General features: G+C 72.5%; 14 protein-coding genes. 9 read left to right on the plus strand and 5 right to left on the minus strand.

Going from position 1 to position 24187, the window contains the following annotated elements:
• Position 1: 1 nt before the first annotated feature.
• Together ACWDEN_RS42225 and asnB are read right to left on the minus strand one after the other, a co-directional pair.
• Complete coding sequence (locus ACWDEN_RS42225; RefSeq protein WP_351610573.1) at positions 2-1786, minus strand: carbamoyltransferase family protein; 1785 nt, start codon at positions 1784-1786, stop codon at positions 2-4.
• Positions 1786-3657 carry an asparagine synthase (glutamine-hydrolyzing) gene (gene asnB / locus ACWDEN_RS42230; RefSeq protein ID WP_351610571.1) on the minus strand — a complete coding sequence of 624 codons (1872 nt, stop codon included), beginning with the start codon at positions 3655-3657 and terminating at the stop codon, positions 1786-1788. Before asnB ends, ACWDEN_RS42225 begins: the two co-directional genes overlap by 1 nt.
• A gap of 384 nt (positions 3658-4041) precedes the next feature.
• Between asnB and ACWDEN_RS42235 the strand changes: the two genes are divergently transcribed.
• The 7 genes from ACWDEN_RS42235 (at position 4042) to ACWDEN_RS42265 (ending at position 20286) form a co-directional block, all read left to right on the plus strand.
• A complete protein-coding gene (locus ACWDEN_RS42235; protein ID WP_450863241.1) occupies positions 4042-5199 on the plus strand; it encodes a hypothetical protein in 1158 nt (385 codons plus the stop codon).
• A 452-nt stretch (positions 5200-5651) separates the two neighbouring features.
• Positions 5652-6941, plus strand: coding sequence for an ATP-grasp domain-containing protein (locus ACWDEN_RS42240; RefSeq protein ID WP_351610565.1), 1290 nt, complete (start codon positions 5652-5654; stop codon positions 6939-6941).
• Between the two features lie 60 nt (positions 6942-7001).
• Complete coding sequence (locus ACWDEN_RS42245) at positions 7002-10139, plus strand: amino acid adenylation domain-containing protein (protein WP_450863244.1); 3138 nt, start codon at positions 7002-7004, stop codon at positions 10137-10139.
• Between the two features lie 43 nt (positions 10140-10182).
• The gene (locus ACWDEN_RS42250) at positions 10183-15951 is read left to right on the plus strand and encodes an amino acid adenylation domain-containing protein (protein WP_450863246.1); all 5769 of its coding nucleotides are present in this window, start codon (positions 10183-10185) and stop codon (positions 15949-15951) included.
• Between the two features lie 47 nt (positions 15952-15998).
• Positions 15999-17375 carry a KamA family radical SAM protein gene (locus ACWDEN_RS42255; protein ID WP_351610557.1) on the plus strand — a complete coding sequence of 459 codons (1377 nt, stop codon included), beginning with the start codon at positions 15999-16001 and terminating at the stop codon, positions 17373-17375.
• 35 nt (positions 17376-17410) lie between these two features.
• Positions 17411-18967 (plus strand): aldehyde dehydrogenase family protein, encoded by a 1557-nt coding sequence (locus ACWDEN_RS42260; protein ID WP_450863248.1) that lies wholly within the window; start codon positions 17411-17413, stop codon positions 18965-18967.
• Positions 18964-20286, plus strand: a complete 1323-nt coding sequence (locus tag ACWDEN_RS42265; protein ID WP_450863250.1) for an aminotransferase class III-fold pyridoxal phosphate-dependent enzyme — start codon at positions 18964-18966, stop codon at positions 20284-20286. Before ACWDEN_RS42260 ends, ACWDEN_RS42265 begins: the two co-directional genes overlap by 4 nt.
• Positions 20287-20383: 97 nt before the next feature.
• Here the strand turns inward: ACWDEN_RS42265 and ACWDEN_RS42270 are convergent, their stop codons facing one another.
• On the minus strand, positions 20384-20761 hold the full coding sequence (locus tag ACWDEN_RS42270) for a toxin Doc (RefSeq protein ID WP_450863252.1): 378 nt from the start codon (positions 20759-20761) through the stop codon (positions 20384-20386).
• The gene (locus tag ACWDEN_RS42275) at positions 20761-21000 is read right to left on the minus strand and encodes a hypothetical protein (RefSeq protein WP_351610546.1); all 240 of its coding nucleotides are present in this window, start codon (positions 20998-21000) and stop codon (positions 20761-20763) included. Before ACWDEN_RS42275 ends, ACWDEN_RS42270 begins: the two co-directional genes overlap by 1 nt.
• A 255-nt stretch (positions 21001-21255) precedes the next feature.
• Here ACWDEN_RS42275 and ACWDEN_RS42280 point away from each other — a divergent pair, with 255 nt between their 5' ends.
• Together ACWDEN_RS42280 and ACWDEN_RS42285 are read left to right on the plus strand one after the other, a co-directional pair.
• The gene (locus ACWDEN_RS42280) at positions 21256-21921 is read left to right on the plus strand and encodes a DUF4097 family beta strand repeat-containing protein (RefSeq protein WP_351610615.1); all 666 of its coding nucleotides are present in this window, start codon (positions 21256-21258) and stop codon (positions 21919-21921) included.
• Between the two features lie 151 nt (positions 21922-22072).
• Positions 22073-22903 carry an alpha/beta fold hydrolase gene (locus ACWDEN_RS42285; RefSeq protein ID WP_450863255.1) on the plus strand — a complete coding sequence of 277 codons (831 nt, stop codon included), beginning with the start codon at positions 22073-22075 and terminating at the stop codon, positions 22901-22903.
• Positions 22904-23069: 166 nt separating this feature from the next.
• Here ACWDEN_RS42285 and ACWDEN_RS42290 read toward each other — a convergent pair whose 3' ends face one another.
• Positions 23070-24110: a vWA domain-containing protein gene (locus ACWDEN_RS42290; protein WP_351610540.1), complete on the minus strand. Its 1041-nt coding sequence runs from the start codon at positions 24108-24110 to the stop codon at positions 23070-23072.
• Between the last annotated feature and the right edge of the window lie 77 nt (positions 24111-24187).

Raw genomic sequence — 24187 nt, forward strand, 5'->3', positions numbered from 1 at the left:
CCTAGAGGAGGGTGTAGACGGAGTCGCTGACCACCGACGCGCGCGGCGGGCGGGTTCCTTCGAACCAGGTGCGCCAGGCGGTGGGCAGGTTCTCCCGGTCGATCACGAAGTCCTCGAGCACCAGGCAGTCGATGGCCGAGCGCAGGAAGCACAGCAGCGCGTCCTGCGGCGTGCAGACGATCGGCTCGCCGCGCAGGTTGAACGAGGTGTTCAGGACGATGGGGCAGTCGGTCCGTGCCTCGAACGCCTTGATCAGGCGGTAGAAGCGGCCGTTGTCGGCCGCGGTGACGGTCTGCACCCGGGCGGAGCGGTCCACATGGGTGATGGCCGGCAGATCCAGGGGCGAGATCACCTCACACGTCTCCAGCATGAACGGCGAGGCGTGGTCGAGCCGGAAGTGCTCGGCCGCCTTCTCGGCGAGTACGGCGGGCGCGAAGGGCCGGAAGGCCTCCCGCATCTTGACGGAGGCGTTGATGCGGTCGCGCATGTCGGACCCGCGTGGGTCGGCGAGGATGGACCGTCCGCCGAGCGCCCGCGGCCCGAACTCCATCCGGCCGTGGTACCACCCGATGACCTTCCCCGCGGCGAGCCGTTCGGCGACGGCGTCGAGCAGCTCCGGCTCGCGGCCGCTGAAGTCCAGGAAGCCCCGGGGGCCCGCCGCCCGAAGCGTGCCGGCCACCTCGGCTGCGGGAACCGGCGGGCTGAGCAGGGCCGAGCGCATCCGGGCCGGGGAGATCCGGCTGCCGGTGATCCGCTGATGGGCCACCGCCGCCGCGCCGAGACTGCCGCCGGCGTCACCCGCGGCCGGCTGCACGAAAACCTCCTTGAACGGCCCCTCTTCGACGACACGGCGCGTGGCCACCACGTTGAGCGCCACGCCGCCGGCCATGCACAGCCGGTCGCTGGGCACCAGGCGCCGGGCACGGGCGGCGAGGGCGAGCAGGGTCTCCTCGGTGACCAGCTGGAGGCTGCGGGCGAGGTCGCAGTGGATCTGCTCGATCTCCGACTCCGGTTCCCTGGGCGGCACCTGGAGCAGCTCGGTGAGCCGCTCGGTGCCCATGCCGTCGGGGTTGCGGAAGTCGAAGTAGGACAGGTCCAGGGAGAAGGTGCCGTCGTCGGTGACCGTGATCAGCCGCCGTACCCGGTCGGCGAACCGGGGCTCTCCGTACGGGGCGAGGCCCATCACTTTGTACTCGCCCTCGTTGACCTCGAACCCGAGGTGTCCGGTGATCGTCGAGTACAGCAGGCCGAGGGAGTGCGGGAAGCGGACCTCGTCGACCAGGTCGAGCCGGTCGCCGTCGCCCCGGCCCCACGTGGTGGTGGCCCACTCGCCGACCGCGTCGACGGTGAGGACGGCGGCGTCGGGGAAGCCGGAGTAGTAGTAGGCGCTGGCCGCGTGCGAGAGGTGGTGCTCGACTATCTCGAGGCGGCCGTCGAAACCGAGGACCTCCCGGATGTCACGGCGGGGCCGGTCGGCGTCGAGCCGGAAGAGCGCTTCCGGCCGGGTGTCGGGCACCTTCGGCAGCCCCATCCACAGCTGCCGGTCGAGCTTCTTGACCGGGTCCTCGTAGTACGCCACGCAGTCGACGTCGGCGATGGAGAGCCCGGCCTCGTCCAGACAGTGCCGCAGCGCCCGGTACGGAATGCCGGGGTCCTGCTTGATGCGGGTGAAGCGCTCCTCGTGCGCCGCGTTGACCAGTTCGCCGCCGACGAGCACGGCGACGGCGGAGTCGTGGAAGTGTGCGGAGATCCCGACGACGACCGGACCGTCCTTCAGGGCCCCCATCACCGGCCCCGCCGCGGCAGGTCGTACTCGTCGAGCAGGAGGTTGAACGTGATGACAGTCATCAGCAGGTCTCTTTCGAAGGGGACGTTGATCCGGAATCCGGGCCGGGAGTACTCCTCGACGAGTCGCGCGACGGCCGCCGGGTCGAAGTAGCCGTCCGCCTTGATCCGCACGGGGTCGAGGAGGGACTCGACGAGTTCGTCCTGCTGACGCAGGAGGTAGGGGCTTCCCGGTGCGGTGAAGCCGAACTTCTCGCGGTCCACGATCGATGCCGGGATCCAGTCGCGGGCGACCTGTTTGAGCAGGTACTTCTCCTCGAGACCCCGCAGTTTGAGGTCGGGTGGCACGGTGGCCAGGAACTCCACCAGCTCGCGGTCGAGGAAGGGGTGCCGGCTCTCCACGGAGTTGGCGAAGGCCATCCGGTCGCCGTGGTCGCCCAGGAGGTGGTCGGCGAGCCGCACCTTGAGGTCGATGTACGAGCGACGGTGCAGGGGGTGCAGTCCCACCAGGCGTTCCCGGTCGAGCAGCGGGTGCTCCAGGCAGTCGATGTCCGGGAAGTCCTCCAGGAGGCCGTCCGCGTACAGGCCGCGCTTGGTGGCGCGGAAGGCGACGTCGTCCCCCTCGTAGAAGAAGTTCTCGTCCCCCCACACCCGGGCCCGCAGTTCGGCCTCGCGCAGCTCCTCCGGCCCGAAGCCGGTCACCCGGCCGCCGCGTACCTGGTCGAAGCGGTAGCCGATGTAGCCGCCGAAGAACTCGTCGGCCCCCTGGCCGGTCAGCACCACCTTGACGCCGTTGTCGTGGACGGTCTCCGACAGCGCCATGGCAGCGGCGTCGAAGGACTCCTTCAGGGGGCACTCGGTGTGCCGGATCACCTGGGGAAGCCGTTCGCTGATCTCGTCGCCGTGGATGAACCGTTCGTGGTGCTCGGTACGCAGCGCGCGGCTCATCGTGCGCTGGTGGTCGGCCTCCGACAGCTCCCGCTCGGGGAAGGCCGCGGAGAACGACGGGATGTCCGCGTCCGGCATCAGCCGCCGCATGATGGCGCCGACCAGCGACGAGTCGAGGCCGCCGCTCAGGTACAGGCCCACGCCCACGTCGGAGAGGAGGCGTTTCTCGACGGACTTGACGAGGAGTTCCTCCAGGCGTTCGGCGTAGTGGCGCTCGCTGTGCCGTTCCACGGGCTCGTCGGCGCGGGGATAGACGAGGTCCCAGTAGCGCTGTTCCCGTGGCTGCTCGCCGAGGCGGCACAGCACGGTGGTGCCCGGCGGGACGCTGCGCACCCCCCGGAACATGGTGCGCGGGCTGACCAGGCCGGGCAGCGTCAGGACCTGGTCCAGGCCTACGGGGTCCACCTCCCGTTCCACCGCCGGGTGCTGGAGGATCGCCTTGATCTCGGAGGCGAACACCAGGGTGTCGCCGGTGCTGGTGTAGAACAGCGGAGTGACCCCGAAGTGGTCCCGGGCACCGAGGAAGAGACGCTCGCGGCGGTCGTAGAGCACGAGGGCGAACTGTCCGTCCAGCCTGCGGACGAAATCGCTGCCGTACTCCTCGTACAGGTGGGGGACGACCTCCGTGTCGCAGGTGGTCTTGAAGACATGGCCCCGCGCCGTCAACTGCCGCCTGAGGTCACGGTGGTTGTAGATCTCCCCGGTGGTCATGGCGACCACCTGGCCGTCCTCGCTGTACATCGGCTGCCGGCCGCCGGCCGGGTCGTTGATGGCCAGGCGGGCAAAGCCGAAAGCGACGTTCTCCTCCACGTGGGAGCCGAAGAAATCAGGGCCGCGATGGCGGATCGCGCTCTGCATGGACCTGAGTTCAGGGGCCTCGGCGGGAATCGCCTTCGTGCTGATGAAACCGCATAGACCGCACATTGGATAAACCGTTCCCCCATGGTCGATGACGCGAGTGCCACACGGCCGCAGCACCCGCGCAGGGGCATGGGTTGGCCCATGAGAACGCACTCGGGGACGCCAGGAAACGTAGCACTGAATCGGAGGCCCGGCCGGGGCGGTCGAGCTCTTCTCGATCACCTCTCGAGAGGTTGAATTCCGCCGTGGCCTCGCTCGTGACGCGCTGAAGAGGCACTGGAGAGCCCCGGGTTCGCGATTGACCGGCTACCGCACCATCCGTTGGATGAGAACTCATGAGCCAGATTCCGCAAGCTCCTTCAACACGCTCCCGGGAATTCCGACACGAGCGACGCAGGGCGGTCATTCTCCATGGCTGACCGCTTGTTGGAATCACCGGCGGAACGCATGGAATTGAGTGCGGGCGAAGAGAACTCGCTGCGCCTGCTGAGCGATCCGGCCCCCCGCGCCATGGCCCGCCGGCCGGGCCGCGCCGCCGTGGTCCGCGCGCACCGCACCGTCACCCTCACCGAACTGCGGCGGACCGGGCTCCCACCTGGCGACCGGATGGTCGTCGCCCTCGAGGATCCGGCGAGCGTCCTCGCGCCGCTGCCCGCGACGACCGCCACCGCAGTCGTGGACGTCCTGGCGGAACCCGAGCCGCCCGGCCATGCCTCCGCACACCTCCTCGCCGATGACGCACCCACCTGCGTGATCGCCGACGCCTCCTCGCCGCTCGCCCCGAACCTTCCGGTACGGCGGCCGGGGCCGGCCCTGCCCGTGGTGGGAGCCGGCCCCGCCGGCCGACCCGGGCACGGCCCGGCCGTGCGCCTCCTGCACGCCCCGGGGTCCCCGGGCGGGCCCGAAGTCGTGGTCGGCAGGCACGCCGAGGTGGTGTGCCGGGTCCCCGGCGTCGATCGTCGGCCGCGGCCTTTCCTTCCGCCCGGCCGCCGGCCGCACCGGTTGGTTTCCCTGGCCGCCCTGATCCCGTCCGGCTTTGTGCGCATCCTGCACGCCCCGGGGTCCCCGGGCGTGCCCGAAGTCGTGGTCGGCAGGCACGCCGAGGTGGTGTGCCGCGTCCCCGGCGTCGATCGTCGGCCGCGGCCTTTCCTTCCGCCCGGCCGCCGGCCGCACCGGTTGGTTTCCCTGGCCGCCCTGATCCCGTCCGGCTTTGTGCGCATCCTGCACGCCCCGGGGTCCCCGGGCGTGCCCGAAGTCGTGGTCGGCAGGCACGCCGAGGTGGTGTGCCGCGTCCCCGGCGTCGATCGTCGGCCGCGGCCTTTCCCTCCGCCCGGCCGCCGGCCGCACCGGTTGGTTTCCCTGGCCGCCCTGATCCCGTCCGGCCCTGTGCGCGTCCTGCACGCCCCGGGGTCCCCGGGCGGGCCCGAAGTCGTGGTCGGCAGGCACGCCGAGGTGGTGTGCCGCGTCCCCGGCGTCGATCGTCGGCCGCGGCTGACGCCCCCGGGCTCCGGGCGACTCGCGCGTTCTCGGCCCCCTCACCGCCTGCCCCGTACCGCCGGATGCGGCGCACCGTGCGCGGGAGCGGTCGGCCTTGGGCACCGGTGACGCCGCGCCGGCCCGCCGTATCGATCCGCCCTGCCCGTGGTGGGAGCCGGACCCGGCGGCCGGCCCGGGCACGGCAGGCCGCGCGGACGTACCGGGGCGGATGCCGCACCCCACCGTCGCGCCGCGCGGTCCCGCACAGCCCGGGTGGCTGACCTGGGGGGCCGGGCGGAGCCCGGACGTCCTCGCCGTGCGGAGCGGGCCGTGGGCGGCGGCGCACGGACGCGCGCCGTCCCGCGAGGTGCTCCGCGACGAGGCCGCCGCCCTGGACGGGCGCGGCCGGTGCGGTCCGCCGCCACGCGCTCCGGGGCGCCGCGGCCACCCGGCGCAGCGCGCACGCCGCGGGAACCGCGCAGGCCGGGCGCCTTCGAGGACGAGTTGCCGGACCGGCCCAGGGACGTCCTGGCCACGGCGGCCCCGGGACGGGGGCCATCAGACGAGTGGGAGATGACATCGTGTCGACGAAGAAGCGAGTGTGTCTGATCGCGGCCAGGGAGCCGCTGCTGCGGCGCGCCGCCGCGCTGGGCCTGGAGGTCCTGTCGGTGCAGACGCCGGAGGAGTTCCGCAAGCTGCCGGCGGACCTCACCGACGCGGTGACCACGCTGGCGCTGGACTACCACGACCGGGACCTGCTGGTCGAAACCGTGCGGGCGCTGCACGCCGCGCGGCCGCTGGACGGTGTCTTCACCGTCTACGAGGAGGCCCTGCTGCCGGCCGCGCACCTGGTCGACGCGCTCGGACTGCCCGGTGCGTCGTACGAGACCGTGAAGCTGCTGACGGACAAATGGGCGATGCGCGAGCATCTGCGGCAGGCCGGGGTCGGCACCGTCGCGGCGGCACTCGGCCGGGGCGAGGCGGATCTGGCGGCCTTCGGGGCCGAGCACGGCTACCCGTTCATCGCCAAGCCGGTGGCGGGTTCGGCGAGCCTCGGCATCTTCCGGGTGGACTCCGCGCACGAGGTCCCCTCCGTGGCGGAGCGGTTGCGGGAGGTCGGGCTCGACCTGTTCCTCATGGAGGAGTTCCTCGACGGCCACGAGATCAGCGTCGACGGCATCAGCTTCCACGGGCGCTACGTCATGCTGGCCGTCTGCGACAAGATCACCGGCCCCGGTTTCATCGAGTTCGGCCACTCGCTGCCGGCCGCGCTCGACGCCGAACAGCTCCGGTCCGTCGAGGAGTTGGTCTCCGGGTTCCTGGACTGCGTCGGTCTCACCGAAGGGCTCTCGCACGTCGAGGTCAAGCTCACCAGCGCCGGTCCGAAGATCGTCGAGGGACACAACCGGCGCGGCGGTGACCGGCTGAACACCATGACCGACGCGGTGTACGGCGTCGACCTGGAGGAGCTGGGTCTGGCCTGGGCGGCCGGCGTGGCCGAGGCGCTGCCCGCCTCGCCCGAGGCTCGGTGCGGCGCCGCCGTGTCCTTCTACACCGCAGAGCGGGGTGTGGTGCGCGAGGTGCTGGGCGCCGAGGAGGTGCGGGCCCACCCGCAGGTTCTCGAACTGCACGTCAACTTCCCCGTGGGCAACACGGTTCCCCGGCTGCGCTGGTCCCTGGACCGGGCCGGGTACGTCGTCGTCCGGGCCGGCACGGCCCAGGAGGCCCGCGTACTCGCCCAGGACCTCGCGTCCCGGATCCAGCTCGTGGTCGACCCCGTGGCACCGGACGTCGCCGCCGACGACGCCGGTCACCGCGACCTGATCGGCGAGCTCGACCAGGCGTCCCGCCTGGGATACCGGACGTCCTGAGTCGCACCTGCCCCGCCCTCCTGCCGGCCCGCACGAGACGACAGCGGAGTGACCATGCACGTGAGCACATCGACCCTGATGGACCTGGTGGACCGGCAGTGCGCCCGCACCCCGGACGCGGTGGCCGTCGTCAGCGACGGCGAGACGCTGACGTACGGGCAGCTCGCGCGGCGCTCGGAGGCCCTCGCCGCGCGGCTGCGCGCGCTCGGCGCGGGGCCCGACCGGGTGGTCGCCCTGGCCCTGCAGCGGTCGGCCGCCCTGGCCGTGGCGGTCGTCGGCGTGATCAGGGCGGGCGCCGCCTATCTGCCCCTCGCGCCGGAGGACCCGCCGGACCGGCTGCGGCTGCTCGTCGAGGACTCGAACGCCGTCGCGGTCCTCACGACACCCGACGCGATGGCGGCCGGGCCGTGGGCGGTGCCCGTCCTCGACCCGGCCGAGCCGTCGGACGCGGCGCCCCGCCCCGGTGGGCCCGCGCCGGTGGCGCCCACGGGCGGCGACCTGGCGTACCTCATCTACACCTCGGGCTCCACCGGCCTGCCCAAGGGCGTGCTGACCGAGCACGCGGCCATCGTCAACCGGCTGGAGTGGATGCAGCGGGCGCTGCCGATCGGTCCGGGCGACACCGTCCTGCAGAAGACGCCGTACACCTTCGACGTGTCGGTGTGGGAACTGTTCTGGCCGCTGATCACCGGCGCCCGGCTGGTGTTCGCCCGGCCGGGCGGCCACCGTGACCCGCGCTATCTGCTGGACACGGTCCACCGGCACCAGGTGACGGTCACCCACTTCGTGCCGAGCATGCTGGAGGAGTTCCTCAAGGAGCTGCCGGACCGCAGAGCCGCGTCGCTGCGGCGGGTGCTGGTCAGCGGCGAGGAGCTCAAGCCACGGGTGCGGGACCGTTTCTTCGAGGTTCTGCCCACCGCCGAACTGCACAACCTGTACGGCCCCACCGAGGCCGCCATCGACGTGACGCACTGGCAGTGCGCCCCGGGCGAGGACCCGGACCGGGTGCCCATCGGACGGGCCATCGACAAAGCCCGGCTCTACGTCCTCGACGCGGAGCTGCGCCCCGTTCCGCAGGGGGAGCCCGGCGAGCTGTGCATCGGCGGACCGGTCATCGCCCGCGGCTACCTCAACCGGCCGGAGGAACAGCGGACCCGCTTCGTACCGGATCCGTACGCGGACGAGCCGGGCGCCCGGCTCTACCGCACCGGAGACCTGGCCTCGCAGCGCGCCGACGGTGTCGTCGACTACCACGGGCGGATCGACAACCAGGTCAAACTGGGCGGCGTGCGCATCGAGGCGGGCGAGGTGGAGGCCGCCCTGGAGGCGCTCGAGGACGTCGAGCAGGCCGTGGTGGGCCTGCGTACCTGGCCCACGGGCAGGCCGGTGCTGGTCGGCTGGACAACCGGGCGGTTCGGCCCCGAAGGGCCCGCGGGCGTCCGGGAGCGACTGCTGCGGACGCTGCCCGCGGCCTTCGTGCCCGGTGTGCTGATTCCGCTCGAACAGCTGCCGCTGAGCCGGCACGGCAAGGTGGACCGTGCGAAGCTGCCGTGGCCGCCGCCGGGGGAGGGGACCGGTGCGCCGCAGGAGCCGGAAGCCGCCTCCGTCCCCGGCGACGCGGAGCCGGCCGGCGTGGTCGCCCGGGTGCACCGGATCTGGCGGGAGATGGTGGGCCGCGCCCCGCTGCAGGAGCCCAACTTCCATGTGGCCGGCGGGGACTCGCTGCTCGCCGGCCAGCTGGTGGCCGCCGTGTGCCGGGAGTTCGACATCGACCTCTCCACGGCGGACTTCCTTCGGACCCCGCACATCGAGGGTCTGGTCCTGATGGTCGACAAGGCGCTCGCCTCCGGCGGGCGGGAGTCCGCCCGGGTGCTGCCGGTGCCCCGGACCGGCCGGCTGCCCCTGTCGTCGGCGCAGCGCCGGATGTGGCTGCTGCACCGGTCCGATCCCCGGGACGTGGCGATGAACATCCACGGCGGGCTGCGGCTGACCGGACCGATCGACCGGGCCGTCGCCACCCGCGTCCTCACGGAACTGACACACCGTCACGAGGTGCTGCGCACCACCTTCCCCGACTTCGACGGCCGGCCGGTCCCGGTGGTCGGTGAGGTCACCGCGATCGAGGTGCCGCTGCTGGAGTGCCGGGGCCTGAGCGCGCCCGAACGGGACCGCGCGGCGCGGGCGGCCTGCGCCGAGATCGGCGCGGCGCCGTTCGACCTCGCGGGCGGCCCCCTCGTACGGGCCCGGCTGCTGTCGTTCGCGGACGACGACCACTTCCTGGCCCTCGGCCTGCACCACATCGTCACCGACGGCTGGTCCTGGTCGGTACTCGCTCACGACTTCGCCCGCCTGTGGGCCGAGGACGGCGACGGGCTGCGCGACCTGCCCGTGCAGTACCAGGACTACGCGGCCTGGGAGGCGGCGGTGCCGGAGAGCGAGGAGGACGTGGCGTACTGGCGCGAGGTGCTGCGCGACCCGCCGCCGCCCCCGCGGCCGGCCGGATCTCCCGGGCGCCCCCAGGAGCTGAGCATCGCCGCGGACGTCACCGAGGTGGTGTGGCCCGACGGCTTCGCCGACCGGCTCGGCGCGTTCTGCGCCCGGCACGAGGTCACGGCCTTCACCGTGCTCCTCGCCGGGTACGCGCTGCTGCTGGGCCGGCTCGCCCAGCAGGAGGACGTCATCGTCGCCGCACCTGTGGCGAACCGCACCGGTGTCGACGTCGCACCCCTCGTCGGCTGCTTCATCAACACCCTGCCGCTGCGTCTGCAACTGGACGAGGACCAGACCTTCACGGAGCTGCTGGACCGGGCCCGGGCCGTCGCGACCGCCGCGCAGGCCCACGGACGGCTGCCCATCGAGCGGATGCCGCTGGCCGACGCCGACCGCGGTCCCGGCCGGTCCCCCCTGCTGCAGGCGCTCCTCGTCGTGCAGAACACACCGCCGTGGCACGCGGAGCACCTCGGCCGCCGGGTCGAGGTGGTCGAGCTGCCGAGCCCGCGCACCCACTATCTGCTGAAGCTCGAAGTCCTCGCCCTGGCACCGCCGTTGCCGACCCGCCTGGTGTACGCGGCCGACGCGCTGGACGCCGACCGGGCCGCGACGATCGCCGCACAACTGGTCACCCTGCTCGACCAGGCCCTGACCGAGCCGGACGGATACGTCTACGACTTCTCGCTCCTCGACCCCCAGCGCCGATGAGTCCGCACCCCCTGCCGCAACCGACCCGGAGGAACTCGCCGTCATGACCTCGCACAGCAGCCAGGCGGGCCCGCTGACCGCCACCGCGCCGGCTCTGCCGACCGCGGCGCAGGCATCGGCCCCCCTTCCGTTCACCGTTCCCGCACCGCTGACCGCACAGGTGGAGCGCCTCGCCGCCGAGGCGCCCGACCGCCCCGCGGTGCGCCGCGGCACGCGGGAGTGGACCTACCGCGACCTCGCCGAGACGGCCCGCCGCGTCGCCTCCGGCCTGGTGGCGGCGGGGGTCGCACCGGGCGAGACCGTAGCGGTGCGGGGCGGGCGCGGCTTCGGGACGGTGGCCGCGCTCCTCGGCGTCATGCGCGCCCGGGCCGTGCTGCTGCTCCTGGACCCGGCCCAGGCGGCGGACCGCAGCCGGATCCTGCTGGAGGAGGCGGGCGCCCGTTTCGTGGTGGCCACCGACGACGCAGGCGACGGCGCGGACCGGAAGGTGCTGCGGTACGCGGAGCTGGCGGCGACCGAGCCCGCGGCGCTCGCCGAGGTGGACGCCCAGGACCCGGCGTATGTGATCTTCACGTCCGGCACCACGGGACGCCCCAAAGGAGTGCTCGGCTGGCACGGCGCGCTCGCGCACTACGTGGACTGGGAACAGTCCCGGTACGGCTTCGGGCCGCACGACCGGGTCGCGCAGATCGCCTCGTTCTCCTTCGACGCCGTACTGCGCGACGTGTTCCTCGCACTGGGCTGCGGGGCCACCCTGAGCCTGCCGCCGACGGACCGTCCCTTCGAGGACCCGGAGGGGCTGCTCGAATGGTTCGACGAAGAGGGCGTCACCGTCGTCCACACCGTCCCCAGCGTGCTCGCCTCCTGGCTGCACGCCGCCCAGGACGCGGGCCCCTCGCTGCGCCGCGTCCGGCTGCTGGGGCTGGCCGGGGAACCTCTCTCCGGCGCCCTGGTGCGCCGCTGGCGTGCCCGGTTCCCCGAGTTCACCGGCCTGGTGCTCAATCTCTACGGGACCACCGAGGGAACCATTCTGCAGTCCTGCTACGAGGTGCCCGAGGACACCGACGACGCGGCCCTTCCCGTGGGCGCGCCGATCGGCGACACCCAGCTGCTGGTGCTCAACCGCCGCGGCGCCCTGTGCGGCGTGGGCGAGCCCGGTGAAGTCGTCGTCCGCTCGCCGTTTCTGACCCGTGGCTATCTGGAGCCGTCCGCCGAGTCCGGGTTCGGCACCAACCCCTTCCGCCAGGACCCGGCCGACCGGGTCTACCGCACGGGCGACGTGGGCCGCTGGGACGCCGACGGCACCCTGTTCATCGCCGGGCGCCTCGACGACCAGGTCAAACTGCGCGGCGTGCGGGTGCAGCCGTCCGAGGTGGCCGCCGTGCTGGCCGCGCACCCGGCGGTGCGGCAGGCCGCGACGGTCGTGCGCACGGCCGAGAACGGCGGCCCGGAGCTCGTCGGGTACGTGGTGCTCGGCCAGGACGCACCCGCCACCTGGCAGCAGGAGCTGCGGGACCTGGTGGCGGCCCGGGTGTCCACCGCCGCCGTACCCGCCCACCTGCTCGCCCTCGACGCCCTGCCGCTGGCCGGGAACGGCAAGCTGGACCGCACCCGGCTGCCCGCTCCTGCCTCCGCCGCCGAACGGCCCGCCGGGGACGAGGAGCCGGTGACGGATCCGCTGGAGCAGAAGGTCGCCGCCGTCTGGGCGCGGATCCTGGGCCTCGCTCCCTCGGCCGTGCCGCGCGGACGGCACTTCTTCGAGCTGGGCGGCGACTCCCTGACGATGGTGCGCGTGCTCTCCCGGCTGCGCCGGGAAACCGGTGCCGACGTGGGCATGCAGGACTTCTTCCGGCACCCCACGGTCGCCGGGCTCGCCGCGGTGGCCCGCGACAGCGGGGCCGGCGCCGAGAGCGGCGACACGATCACCCGGCGCACCCGCAGCGGGCCGCTGCCGCTGTCCCAGGAGCAGGAGGGCCTGTGGTTCGTCCACCAGGTGGCCCCGGACAGCTTCGCCTACCACATGGCCGGGGCCTTCGAGGTGGCACCGGGCACGGCGGTGGAGGACGTCGAGCGCGCACTGAGCCAGTTGCTGCGGCGGCACGAAGCGCTGCGCACGGTTTTCCGTCCGGGCGAGAGGGGCGATGGCCGGCCCGTGCAGATCGTGCTCGACACGACGGTGCCCGACCTGGCCGTGCTGCCCGCGACCGAGGACCGCGCCGCGGCGCTCGGCGCGCTCGCCGCCGCTGCCGCACAGCCCTTCGACCTGGCCCAGGGGCCGCTGCTGCGGGCCCGGCTGGTGGCCGAGCCGCGGGGACTGCTCCTCGGGCTGACCGTGCACCACATCGTGTGCGACGGCTGGTCGTGGGAGGTGATGGCGAGCGAGCTGAACGCGGCCCTGGACGGCCGCGGTCCGGTCGCCCAGGCACTGCCGTTGAGCTACGGCGACTACGCGGTGTGGCAGCACGAGCAGACCGACGAGACCGAGCTGGAGCGTCATCTGGCCTTCTGGACCGGGAAACTGGCCGACGCCCCCCAGCTCGACCTGCCGCTGAGCAGGCCCCGGCCGGCCCGGCTCACGCACCACGGCAAGGTGCAGCGCTTCACGCTGGACGTGTCGCTCGCCGCGGAGCTCGACCGGTTCTGCCACGAGCACGGCTTCACCCGCTACATGGCGCTGCTGACCGCCTTCGGCCTGCTGCTGTCCCGGTCCGCCTACCAGGACGAGGTGGTGGTCGGCGTGGACAGCGCCGGGCGTGACCACGCCGAGCTGGAGCAGACGGTCGGCTTCTTCGTGCGCACCCACGCGGTGCGCATGGGCTTCGCGGACTCACCCGGGTTCCTGCAGGCGGTGCAGCGCGTGCACGACACCTTCCTGGAGTCGTACCCGCACCAGGACGTCCCCTTCTCCCGGATCGTGGAGGCGCTGAACCCGGAGCGCGACCCGAGCCGCACCCCGCTGTTCCAGGTGCTGTTCCGCATGCCGCCGAGCGGGCTGCGCACCGAGGCGGCGACCGCGCTGCGCCCGGTGGACCTCGAGGGCACCTTCGTGACCTCCAAGTTCGATCTGACCCTGATGGTGCGGGCCGCCGACGACGGCCTGGTCTGCGAACTGGAGTACAACACCGACCTGTTCGACGACGAGGTCGCCGAGGCGCTGGGCACCCGGTACCGCGACCTGCTCGCCGAGGCCGTGCGCGCCCCCCGCATCCCGGAGTCGGCCCTGCTCGTCCCGGCCGGGCGCGAGGACGCCCGGGAGACCCGCGAGACGGGGACCCCGCCCTCGGCGCACGGTCTGTTCGCCGAGGCCGCGCGGCGCGCACCGGGAGCGGTGGCGGTACGCGCGGGCGAGCGGGCCTGGACGTACGCCGAACTCGCCGACACGGTACGGGCGCTGGACGCGGCCCTCCCCGAGCGTGCCGTCGTCGCCGTGGTCGGCGGAGGCAGCCTCGCCTCGGTCGCGGCGCTCGTCGCCGCCACGGACCGCGGCCGCGTGGCCGTGCCGGTGGACGCCTCGCTGCCCCCGGTGCGGCGCCGGCAGATGCTGGCCCGGGCCGGCGCCCAGCTGGCCGTCGTGATCGACGAGCCGGACGCGGCACTGCCGGTGCCCACCCTGCACGTCACGGACGACGCCCGGTTCACGACCACCGCGCCGGACCTGTCGGCGCTCCCCGTGTGCCGGGTGCCCGACGACGCGGCCTACGTCTTCTTCACCTCCGGCACCACGGGCGAGCCCAAGCCGGTCCTCGGGATGCGGCGCTCCCTCGACCACTTCGTGGACTGGGAGCGCCGGGAGTTCGCCGTCGGCGCCCACGACCGGGTGGCCCAGCTGACCTCGTACTCGTTCGACGCGGTGCTGCGCGATGTCTTCCTGCCGCTGTCCTGCGGCGGCACGGTCGTGCTGCCCGCACCGGGTGTGCGCGACGACGCCCTTCGCCTGCTGCAGTGGCTGGAGAGCGAACGGATCACGGTGCTGCACACCACGCCCAGCGTGCTGGGCTCGCTGCTCGCCGTCGGCGCGGACGCCGACGGGGTGGGGCTGCGCGCGCTGCGCCTGGTCTGCCTGGCCGGTGAGCCGCTGCTCGACGCCACGGTGAGCGGCTTCCGCCGGCTGTTCGCCGACTGCGCGGCCAAGGTGGTGAACTTCTACGGGCCGACCGAGACCACCATGATCAAGAGCTGGTTCGAGGTGCCCGCGCACCCCGTCCCCGGGGTGCAGCCGGTGGGCCGCCCGTTGCCCGGCACCCGGATCCTCCTGCTCGGCCGCGACGGACGGCCGTGTGCGCCCGGTGAGCGCGGCGAGATCGTCATCGACACGCCCTTCGGCACCCTCGGCTACCTCACCCCTCCGCAGGGACCGGGACTGCTCGACGTCCTGCCGGGCATCCATGGCGTGCCCTACCGGACCGGCGACATCGGAGTCGAGCGGCCCGACGGGACGCTCGTCGCGCAGGGGCGGCGCGACGGACTGCTCAAGATCCGCGGGGTGCGGGTGCATCCCGCGGAGATAGCGGCGGCGGCCCTGACGCATCCGGACGTCGCCGCCTGCCACGTCGAGGCCGTCACCCAGGACGGCGGCACCCAGCTGGTCGCCTTCGTCGCTCCGCGCGAGGACACCGCCGTCGGCACCGAGGCGCTGCGCCGGCACCTGGCGGAACGCCTGGCCGCTCCGGTGGTGCCGGGGCTGCTGTTCACCGTGCCCGCGCTGCCGCTGCTGCCCAACGGCAAGGTGGACCGGCGGGCGCTGCTCGACCGGTCCCGGCCCGCCGCCGGACGCCGGCCCGCCCCGCCGAGCACACCGACCGAGCAGGCGCTGGCACGGATCTGGGGCGAGCTGCTGCGCCAGGACGAACTCGGCGTCCACGACGACTTCTTCGAGATCGGCGGACACTCCCTGCTCGCCACCGTCATGATCACCCGGGTGCGCAAGCAGCTGGGCGCCCAGCTGTCGCTGCGTCAGGTCCTGGAGATGCCCCGGATCGCCGAACTCGCCCGGGCCGTCGACTCCGCCCGCGGCGAGGAGAACCCGGCCGAGGACGGCCAGCTGGTCCGGCTCTCTGGCGGCTCGGGCACCCGCCCGCTGTTCTGCGTCCACGGCATCGGCGGGGACGTCCTGCCGTTCAGGCCGCTGGCCGAGGAACTCGGCGACGACGGACCGGTCCTGGCGTTCCGCGCCCAGGGCACCGACCTCGGCGAGAAGCCGCGGGGCGACATCCGCCAGATGGCCGCGGCCTACCTCTTCGAGATGCGCAAGGTGCAGCCCAGCGGGCCCTACCGGATCGCGGGCTGGTCGCTGGGCGGTCTGGTGGCGTACGAGATCGCCCGCCAGCTCTCCTTCGACGGCGAGCGCACCGAACTGCTGCTCCTGATCGACACGTACGCGCCCGGCACGCGTGCCTACGACGGGTTCGACGGCGATGCCCGCGCCCGCGCACGCTCCTTCACCGCCGAACTCGCCGGTACGGGGTTCCCCGGCGACATCCCCGACCCCGAGTCCCTCGCCCTGCCGGACGGTTCGGCGGGCGGCCCCGACGAGGAACTGCGCCGACGCTTCAAGACGTACCTGGCCCACTCCACGGCGGCCGCCCGCTACCGGCCCAGCGCCCGGCGGCTCCAGGTCGACCGGTTCCTGCTGGTGCGCGCCACCGGCCAGGAACGCCCCGAGGGCACCTCGGCGGCGCTCGGCTGGGAACGGTTCACCGGTGGCGAGGGGCCGGACGTGCTGCCGGTCGACGCCGACCACTACTCCGCGCTGCGGCAGCCCGCGGTCGCCTCCTTCGCCGGTCGTCTGCGGGAGGCCGCAACAGAGAGCTGACGGCACATCCCGCCCCGACCGCCGCCGCACCACACGGAGGTAAGCGCATGACGGCACCCACCCTCGCCCCCGTCGAACGCCAGACGCCGTACGTCTACCGCCATCGCGCCCTGGAGGAGCCCGACTGGACCCGCTTTCCCGGATGGCGGGGCGTCACCGCACAGCAGTGGCGCTCCGCCCAGTGGCAGCGCGGCCACTGCGTCAAGAACGTCCGGGGACTGCGCGGGGTCCTCGGTGACCTGCTGCACGACAGCGTCTACGACGACCTCCAGGCCGACCAGGACAAGCAGGCGACGATGTCCCTGCTGGTCCCACCGCAGATGCTCAACACGCTGATGCCGGGCGCGAGTCCGGCCGGCCCGGGATCGCTGACCGAGGCGTTCCGGGCCGATCCGGTCCGCCGCTACATGCTGCCCCTCGCCTCCGACCGGCGGCCGGACTGGCGGTCCCACCCGATGGCCACCCGCGACTCGCTGCACGAGTCCGAGATGTGGGCGGTGGAGGGCCTCACCCACCGCTACCCCAACAAGGTGCTGGTGGAGCTGGTGTCCACCTGCCCCCAGTACTGCGGGCACTGCACCCGCATGGACCTGGTCGGCAACTCCACGCCCACGGTGGCCAAGACCAGGTTCCAGATGCGTCCCCCGGACCGCACCGAGGCCATGCTCGGATACCTGCGCCGCTCCCCGGGCGTCCGGGACGTGGTGGTCTCCGGCGGCGACGTCGCCAACGTGCCCTGGCCGCGCCTGGAGGCCTTCGTGGGCCGGCTCCTGGACATCGACCACATCCGTGACATCCGCCTGGCCTCCAAGGCACTGGTCGGGCTGCCGCAGCACTGGCTCGCGCCGGAGGTGCTCGACGGCCTCGCCCGGCTCGCCGACCGCGCGGCGCGCCGCGGCGTCGCCATCGCCCTGCACACCCACGCCAACGCCGCCCAGTCCGTGACGCCGATCGTGGCGGAGGCGAGCCGGGCCGTCCTGGCCACCGGCATCCGGGACGTACGCAATCAGGGCGTGCTGCTGGCCGGGGTCAACGACTCCGCGGAGGCGCTGCTCGACCTGTGCTTCGCGCTGCTCGACGGGGCCGGTGCGATGCCGTACTACTTCTACCTCTGCGACATGATCCCCGAGAGCGAGCACTGGCGGATTCCGCTGGGCCGCGCCCAGGAACTGCAGAACGCGCTCATGGGCCACCTCCCGGGCTTCGCGACACCCCGTCTGGTGTGCGACGTGCCCTACCTCGGCAAGCGCTGGGTCCACCAGGCCGCCGAGTACGACCGGGTCACCGGGGTGTCCCGCTGGGAGGCCAGTGCCACCGGTGCCCGTTTCGGGGCGCACGGCACCGCACGCACCTTCCACTACTACGACCCGCTGCACACGCTGCCGCCCGAGGGCCGCCGGTGGTGGGAACGGCACGCCGCCTGAAGCCGCCCCGGCCCCGACTCCACAAGGACGCATCCATGGCACCCAGCAGACTCACGTACGCGGACCTGGCCCTGCCCGGGGAGGAACTGCACCGGGCATACGAACAGGCGCTGGCCGCGCGGCACGGCAGCGCGGAGCACCCGCCCGGTGCCACCCGAGCCCCGCACCGCACCGAACGCTCCCCGCTCGACCAGCGGATCGTCGTCGGGCACTTCACCGAGGCCCGCACGGACGAGGTGCACCACGCGGTGGCGGTGGCCCGTGCCGCCGTACCCGACTGGGCCGGGCGGCCCTGGCAGGAGCGTCTGGACATACTGGAGTCGGCGGCCGAACGGCTCTCCGAGCAGGTCTACGACCTGGCCGCACTGCTCACCCTGGAGATCGGCAAGACCCGCCTGGAGGCCATCGGCGAGGCCGAGGAGGCGGCGGAGTTCTTCCGCTACTACAGCGGCCGGTGGCGGGCCGACGGCGGCTTCGAGCGGCCCATGGCCGGCGCGTCCCCCCGCGAACAGACCCGCAGTGTGCTGCGGCCGCACGGGGTGTGGGCCGTGATCGCACCGTTCAACTTCCCGCTGGCGCTGGTCGCGGGCCCCGCCGCCGCGGCCCTCGCCGCGGGCAACACCGTGGTCGTCAAGGCGTCCGAACACGGCTACCTGGCGGCGCTGCGGCTGCGACAGACCGTGCTGGCGGCCGGGGTGCCGGCCAACGCCCTGCAGGTCCTGCTCGGGGACGGACCGACGGTCGGCGCGGAACTCGTCGGTGCGGGCGTCGACGGCATCACCTTCACCGGCTCCCACGACGTCGGCACGGAGATCCTGCAGCGCACCGCGGCCGGGCCGTGGCCCCGCCCGGTCATCTGCGAGATGGGCGGCAAGAACACCGCGATCGTGACGCGGCACGCGGACATCGCGGACGCCGCCGAGGGCATCGTGCGGTCGGCCTTCGGGTTCGGTGGGCAGAAGTGCTCGTCGTGTTCCCGGGTGCTGGTCCAGCACGGCGTCCACGACGACCTCCTCGCCGCGGTCGTCGAGCGGGCCGCCCGGCTGCGCGTGGGTGACCCGCGCGAGCGCGCGACGGACTACGGGCCGGTCATCGACGAACGCGCGGGCAAGCGCTTCACCCGGGCGGTCGAGAGCGCCGCGGCCGCGGGGACCGTGCTCACCGGCGGGTCGCGGCTGACGGGCGGGATCCGCGCGCACGGGGTCTATCTGGAGCCGACCGTGGTCGCGGTGCCGCGCGACGAACCCCTGTGGCAGGAGGAGCTGTTCCTGCCGCTGGTCGCCGTCTCCCGTTTCGACACCTTCCACGAGGCCCTGGCCGAGACCAACGCCACCCGGTTCGGCCTGTCGGCCGGGCTGTTCTCCCGCGACGAACACGAGATCACGGCCTTCCTCGACGGCGTGCAGTGCGGCGTGGTCTACGTCAACCGGCCCGGCGGCGCCACCACCGGAGCCTGGCCCGGGATGCAGCCGTTCGGCGGCTGGAAGGGCTCCGGGAGCACGGGCCGCGGCGGCGGCGGCGAGCACTACACCCACATCTACGTGCGGGAACAGAGCCGCACCCTCCACAGTCTGCGAGGTCTGCCCTCATGAACGACCAGGTCCGTCGACTCGGTGACCACTCCGGGCCGGTGCTGCGCACCCCGCTGCCCGGACCGCGGGCCCGCCGGGCCGTGTCCGAGGACGAGCGGGTCACCAGCCCGTCGCTGCCCCGCGCCTACCCCTGTGTGCCGGTGCGCGGCGAGGGCTGCCTCATCGAGGACGCCGACGGCAACGTCCTGCTCGACTTCAACGCCGGCATCGCCACCAACTCCACCGGACACGCCCATCCCCGCGTGGTCGCTGCCGTCCAGGAGCAGGCTGCCCGGCTGCTGCACTACTGCAGCTCCGACTTCTACGTCCCCGTCTACGCCGAGTTGTGCGCGCGGCTCGCGCGGCTCAGCCCGTTCGGCGAGGACGCCAGGGTGTTCCTGGGCAACTCCGGCACGGAGGCGGTGGAGGCGGCCCTGAAGCTCGCGCGACGCCACACCGGACGCCCGAACGTCGTCTCCTTCCTGGGCTCGTTCCACGGCCGCACCTACGGGAGCGTGTCGGTGACGGGTTCGAAGCACGCCTACCGCGACGGGTTCGGCCCGCTGCTGCCCGGCGTGTTCCACGCCCCGTACAACGACACCTTCACCCTCGGCGACGGCACCCCCAGCACGGTGCCCGGCTATCTGGAGGACGTGCTCTTCGCACGGCTGACCGCGCCCGACCAGGTGGCCGCGATCCTCGTGGAACCCGTGCTCGGCGAGGGCGGATACGTACCGGCCGACCCGGACTGGCTGCGTGGGCTGCGGGAGCTGTGCGACCGCCACGGCATCCTGCTGATCGCCGACGAGGTGCAGACCGGCTGCGGGCGCACGGGCACCTTCTGGGCCTGTGACCGGTACGGCGTGACGCCCGACATCCTGCTGGCCGGCAAGGGCCTCGCCAGCGGTCTGCCGCTGAGCGCGATGATCGCGCGCGGCTCCGTGATGGACTGGCCGGCCGGTGCGCACGGCTCCACGTTCGGGGGCAACCCCGTCAGCTGTGCGGCGGCCCTCGCGACGACGGACCTCGTCACCGGGTCGCTGGCCGAGAACGCCCTGAAACAGGGCGCCTTCCTGCTCGACCGGCTCGGGTGCCTCGCGGACGAGCCGGACGTGGAGAGCGTGACGGGGCTCGGGCTGATGATCGGCATCACCTTCACCTCGGCGCGGTTCGCCTCCCGGGTCGAGGCCGCCTGCTTCCGCCGCGGGCTGCTGGTCCTGCAGGCCGGTGACCGCACCGTCCGTGTCTCACCGCCCCTGGTGCTGCGCGAGGACCAGGCCGCCACCGGTGCCGATCTGCTGATCGAGGCCGTCGCGGAGTGCGCCGCGACCACCCGCTAGCGCTGGTGCTCGGAGCGTCGCGCCAACGGCTGTCGCGAGTACGACGACCGAAACACGGCTCTCGCAGCCGAGAACCACAGCCACCTCGCGCCGGCCGTCAGATCTTCCAGGAACGCAGCGCCTCGGCGACGGCATAGACACTCAGGCGAGTGTCCCGGACCTTCCGGACGAGGTCGGACAGAGCGCCGTACGGCGGATCGATGCCCTCTCCGGACTGGTCCATGTACTGAGCGGCCACGAAAGCGGCGAAAAGGCTGTTGCGATGCGGAAGCGGTTCAAGCCGCACGATCGTGTGCAACAGCGCGGCCGCGCGCCAGGCAGCATCCGGATCGGCCGTCTCGAGCGTCGGCATCCTGGTCTTGTGCCGCGCTACGGCCGCCACCAGCGCCGAGTAGTCGGTCACCGTCACGTCCTCGTGCCCGAGGGCCGCCTCCTGGACGTCGAGCAGCCAGGAAACGTCGATGTGCAGCACCATCAGGCGGCCGCGGCCCCGTCGCCGCGCCGGGACGGCGGGACCTCGTCGGGGAACGCGTCGTCGAACTCGCCGCGCAGCCTGTCGGCCCAGGCGGCGGCACCGGCGACGAACCGCTTGCGGTGCATCTCGCGCACACCGAGATCATGCAGGTACTGCTTCAGACTCTTGCCCTCCGCCGCGGCGGAGGCGCGGACGCCTTCCATTTCCTCGTCGGAGAAGGACACGTTCAGTGATGGCATGCTCCGAGGGTACCTAGTTGGTACCTGGCCCGCCAGGTGCGAACTCGGCGCAGGGGAGGCCGTTCATAGCGTTCGCCTTCAAGCTATTGCAACGATTACTGTGCTCTCGTTGCGTTAAGCGGGAGGGTGTTGCAATGAAATTTGCCCTCTGAGCTGCATGGATGCTGTTCTCGTGCAAAACAGATGTTGCCTCAACCTGGAAAGCAACGTAGCGTTTCTGTTGTTGGAAACGAGCAACGAACATGGGAGAGCATGATGCAGAAGTTCGAGACCCCCGCCGCCATCTCCGCCGTCCTGGACATCCCCGCGGGACGGGTCCAGTTCATCGCCGCGGACCGGGCCGACACCACCGTCGAGGTCCTGCCGGCGAACCCCTCGAAGAGCCGGGACGTGAAGGCGGCGGAACAGGTCGAGGCCGACTACGCCGACGGAGTCCTGCGGATCCGCACCGCCGAACCGAAGAACCAGCTCTTCGGCCCGTCCGGATCGGTCGAGGTGACGGTCAAGCTGCCCACCGGCTCCCGCGTCGAGGCCAAGGCCGCGAGCGCCGAACTGCGGACCGTCGGCCGCCTCGGCGACGTGGTTTTCGAAGGCGCGTACCGCCAGATCAAGCTCGACGAGGCCGCGAGCCTGCGCCTGACCGCGATCGACGGCGACGTCGAGGTCGGCCGGCTGGGTGGTCCGGCGGAGATCAGCACCGCGCGCGGTGACATCCGGATCGCCGAGGCCCTGGGCGGCAAGGTGGGGCTGCGCACCGAGTCCGGTGACATCACGGTCGGTGCCGCCGCGGGTGTCTCGGCCGTCCTGGACGCGGGCACCGCCTACGGCCGTATCAGCAATGCCCTGAAGAACGACGGCACCGCCGAGCTCGACATCCGCGCCACCACCTCCCACGGCGACATCACCGCCCGCAGCCTCTGAAGGCCTCCGGAAGAGCAGGACCGCACTGCCCGGATCGAGGTCCTGCCGGGTCGTCGCCGACGACCCGGCCGTCCTCCCCAGCGCCTGCGCTCCACGTGCCAGGCCTGAAGAGACGTCGCACAAGCCGCTCTCACCCGACCAGGGGGAACCCATGACGAAGAACAGCAGGTCCTCGACCACTTCGAAGACCACTGCGCGGTGGACCGGCATGGTGCCGGTCGACGACACGGCCCTGGCCGTCACCGACACCGGCGGCCCCGGTGTCCCCGTGGTCTACCTCAACGGCCAGTTCGCCACGCAGGGGTACTGGCGGCGGGTCGTCGCCGAACTGGGGCCGCAGTGGCGGCACATCACCTACGACGAGCGGGCTCGCGGCAGGAAGTCGAAGCCCTCGGCGGACTATTCCTTCGAGGCCGCCGTCCGGGACGTCGACGCCGTCCTCGCGGCCAGGGGCGTGGACCGGGCGATGCTGGTGGGCTGGTCCTACGGAGCGGTCGTCGCGGCACACTGGGCAGGCCGGAACCCGGAGCGTGCCCTGGGCGCGGTGCTGGTCGACGGCGCGTTCCCGTACGACTGGCTGGACGAGGCCATGGAGCAGCGGATCCGGAAGCTGTTCAGGCGGATGAGCTGGTTCAGCCCGCTGCTGCGCCCGACGGGCCTGACCCCGCGGATGACGGCCGAACAGCAGGCGGACAGCAACATCGAGCTCGGCAGGCTCTCCCGCGCGTGCGCGCTGGGCCCCGTGCTGGACGGCATCGCCGTCCCGGCGCGGTACGTGGTCGCTTCGGGAACGTCGTTGGGCAGCCGGGGTGATGAGCAGGAACGGATCCGCGCCGGCCTCGACGCGGTGGTCACCCGCAACCCGAACATCAAGGTGAGCGCGAAGGTCCCCAGCAACCACGGTGCGCTGCTGCGCAAGGACTTCCCCGCCATCGCCGGGGCCGTACGCGAGGTGGCTGCCCTCGCCCGCGAGGGTCGCTGAAGGCACGACCAGCGCAGAGGGCAGGAGGTGAACCTGCGTGGATCCGGGAAGGATCCGGCTCCGGGCTACTGCCCTGGTCCCTGACCAGCCGCTTCGGGCACCTCCCCTCGCGTGCGGCCTCGCGGATGCGCCGCTGACCGAGCGACCACTACGGGTCTCCCCGGTGTCAGATCATGAGCAGCAGCCGCGTGTTCGCGACGAGCTTCCGGTTCACGCTGGTGCTCTGCACGAAGATCGTGAAGTCGTCGTTGTGGTCCGGCTTGACGCGAACCTCCACGTCCGGCAGGCCGAGCAGGGCTCGGGCCTCGGGTCCCGAGTACACCCGGTCCGTCTTCTTCTCCAGCACCGCGATCTGCTTCCGTGCCTGGATCTTCTCCGACTTGCTCAGCTGGTAGAACGCGCCACCGGTACGGTAGGTGTGCCCGGATTCGACGACCCAGTCCCGGATCCCTGCGTCACGCGTCACGGGTATCAGCTCGTACTGCGACGGATCCGCCGGGGTGAGGCCGGCCGCCTTGATGGTGTCCTTGTTGACCGTCTCGGCGCCCGTGGAGAACACCGCCCGCGATCCCCGGATGCCCTGGCTGCGGCCCACCATGAATTTCTCGGTGGCCTGCTGGATGACCTGCCCGGCCTCCTCCAGACCCTGGGTGCTCGTGGCGTCCCAGACGGCGATGTTGTCCTTCGGGAAACCGCACTGCGTGGCCTCGCGCTTGCCCATCTGGTCGGGCACGAGGACGGCCAGCGTCCAGTTGTCCTCCTGGGTCGCGATCAACTCGCCTACGGCCTCGACCAGTTCACGCGGATCCCTGGCAGGGGCATCCGGGCAGCGATGACTCGCGTTCTCCTGGCCGTCGGTGAGGATGAACGTCAGGAAGCTGTGGTCGCCGTAGAGTTGGGCCGTCTGCGCCAGTTCCCGCTGTGACTTCAGTGCGGCCGCCAGCAGAGCCGTCATTCCACCGACCCGGTACAGCTGCTTCAGCGACGGCATCCGCAGCACGTCCTTGTCGTAGATGACGCACTCCACCTTGTCCGCGAAGACGTACACCGTGACGCGGGTTTCCTGGTCCAGCTCCCTCGATCGGCGGGCAAGGTACGCGATCTGCTGGTCGGCGACCTCGACGACCTTGCGGCTCAGATGCGACATGGACGAACTGGCATCAAGCACCAGAGCAACGTGATTGATGTAGTTCTGGTTTCCGGACATGACCAGCTCCCCCTCTTGCCGACTCGATGCTCCTACCGTCTCACGCACCACTGACAATCGATCTTGACTCCCGGCCC

It is taken from the genome of Streptomyces sp. NPDC001153 (assembly GCF_053598315.1).

Coding starts and splice junctions, on each gene's coding strand:
- ACWDEN_RS42270 (WP_450863252.1), bottom strand. CDS start 20,761: ATGGTGCTGCACATCGACGTTTCCTGGCTGCTCGACGTCCAGGAGGCG.
- ACWDEN_RS42285 (WP_450863255.1), top strand. CDS start 22,073: ATGACGAAGAACAGCAGGTCCTCGACCACTTCGAAGACCACTGCGCGG.
- ACWDEN_RS42265 (WP_450863250.1), top strand. CDS start 18,964: ATGAACGACCAGGTCCGTCGACTCGGTGACCACTCCGGGCCGGTGCTG.
- ACWDEN_RS42280 (WP_351610615.1), top strand. CDS start 21,256: ATGCAGAAGTTCGAGACCCCCGCCGCCATCTCCGCCGTCCTGGACATC.
- ACWDEN_RS42275 (WP_351610546.1), bottom strand. CDS start 21,000: ATGCCATCACTGAACGTGTCCTTCTCCGACGAGGAAATGGAAGGCGTC.
- ACWDEN_RS42260 (WP_450863248.1), top strand. CDS start 17,411: ATGGCACCCAGCAGACTCACGTACGCGGACCTGGCCCTGCCCGGGGAG.
- ACWDEN_RS42290 (WP_351610540.1), bottom strand. CDS start 24,110: ATGTCCGGAAACCAGAACTACATCAATCACGTTGCTCTGGTGCTTGAT.
- ACWDEN_RS42255 (WP_351610557.1), top strand. CDS start 15,999: ATGACGGCACCCACCCTCGCCCCCGTCGAACGCCAGACGCCGTACGTC.
- ACWDEN_RS42235 (WP_450863241.1), top strand. CDS start 4,042: ATGGAATTGAGTGCGGGCGAAGAGAACTCGCTGCGCCTGCTGAGCGAT.
- ACWDEN_RS42225 (WP_351610573.1), bottom strand. CDS start 1,786: ATGGGGGCCCTGAAGGACGGTCCGGTCGTCGTCGGGATCTCCGCACAC.
- asnB (WP_351610571.1), bottom strand. CDS start 3,657: ATGTGCGGTCTATGCGGTTTCATCAGCACGAAGGCGATTCCCGCCGAG.
- ACWDEN_RS42250 (WP_450863246.1), top strand. CDS start 10,183: ATGACCTCGCACAGCAGCCAGGCGGGCCCGCTGACCGCCACCGCGCCG.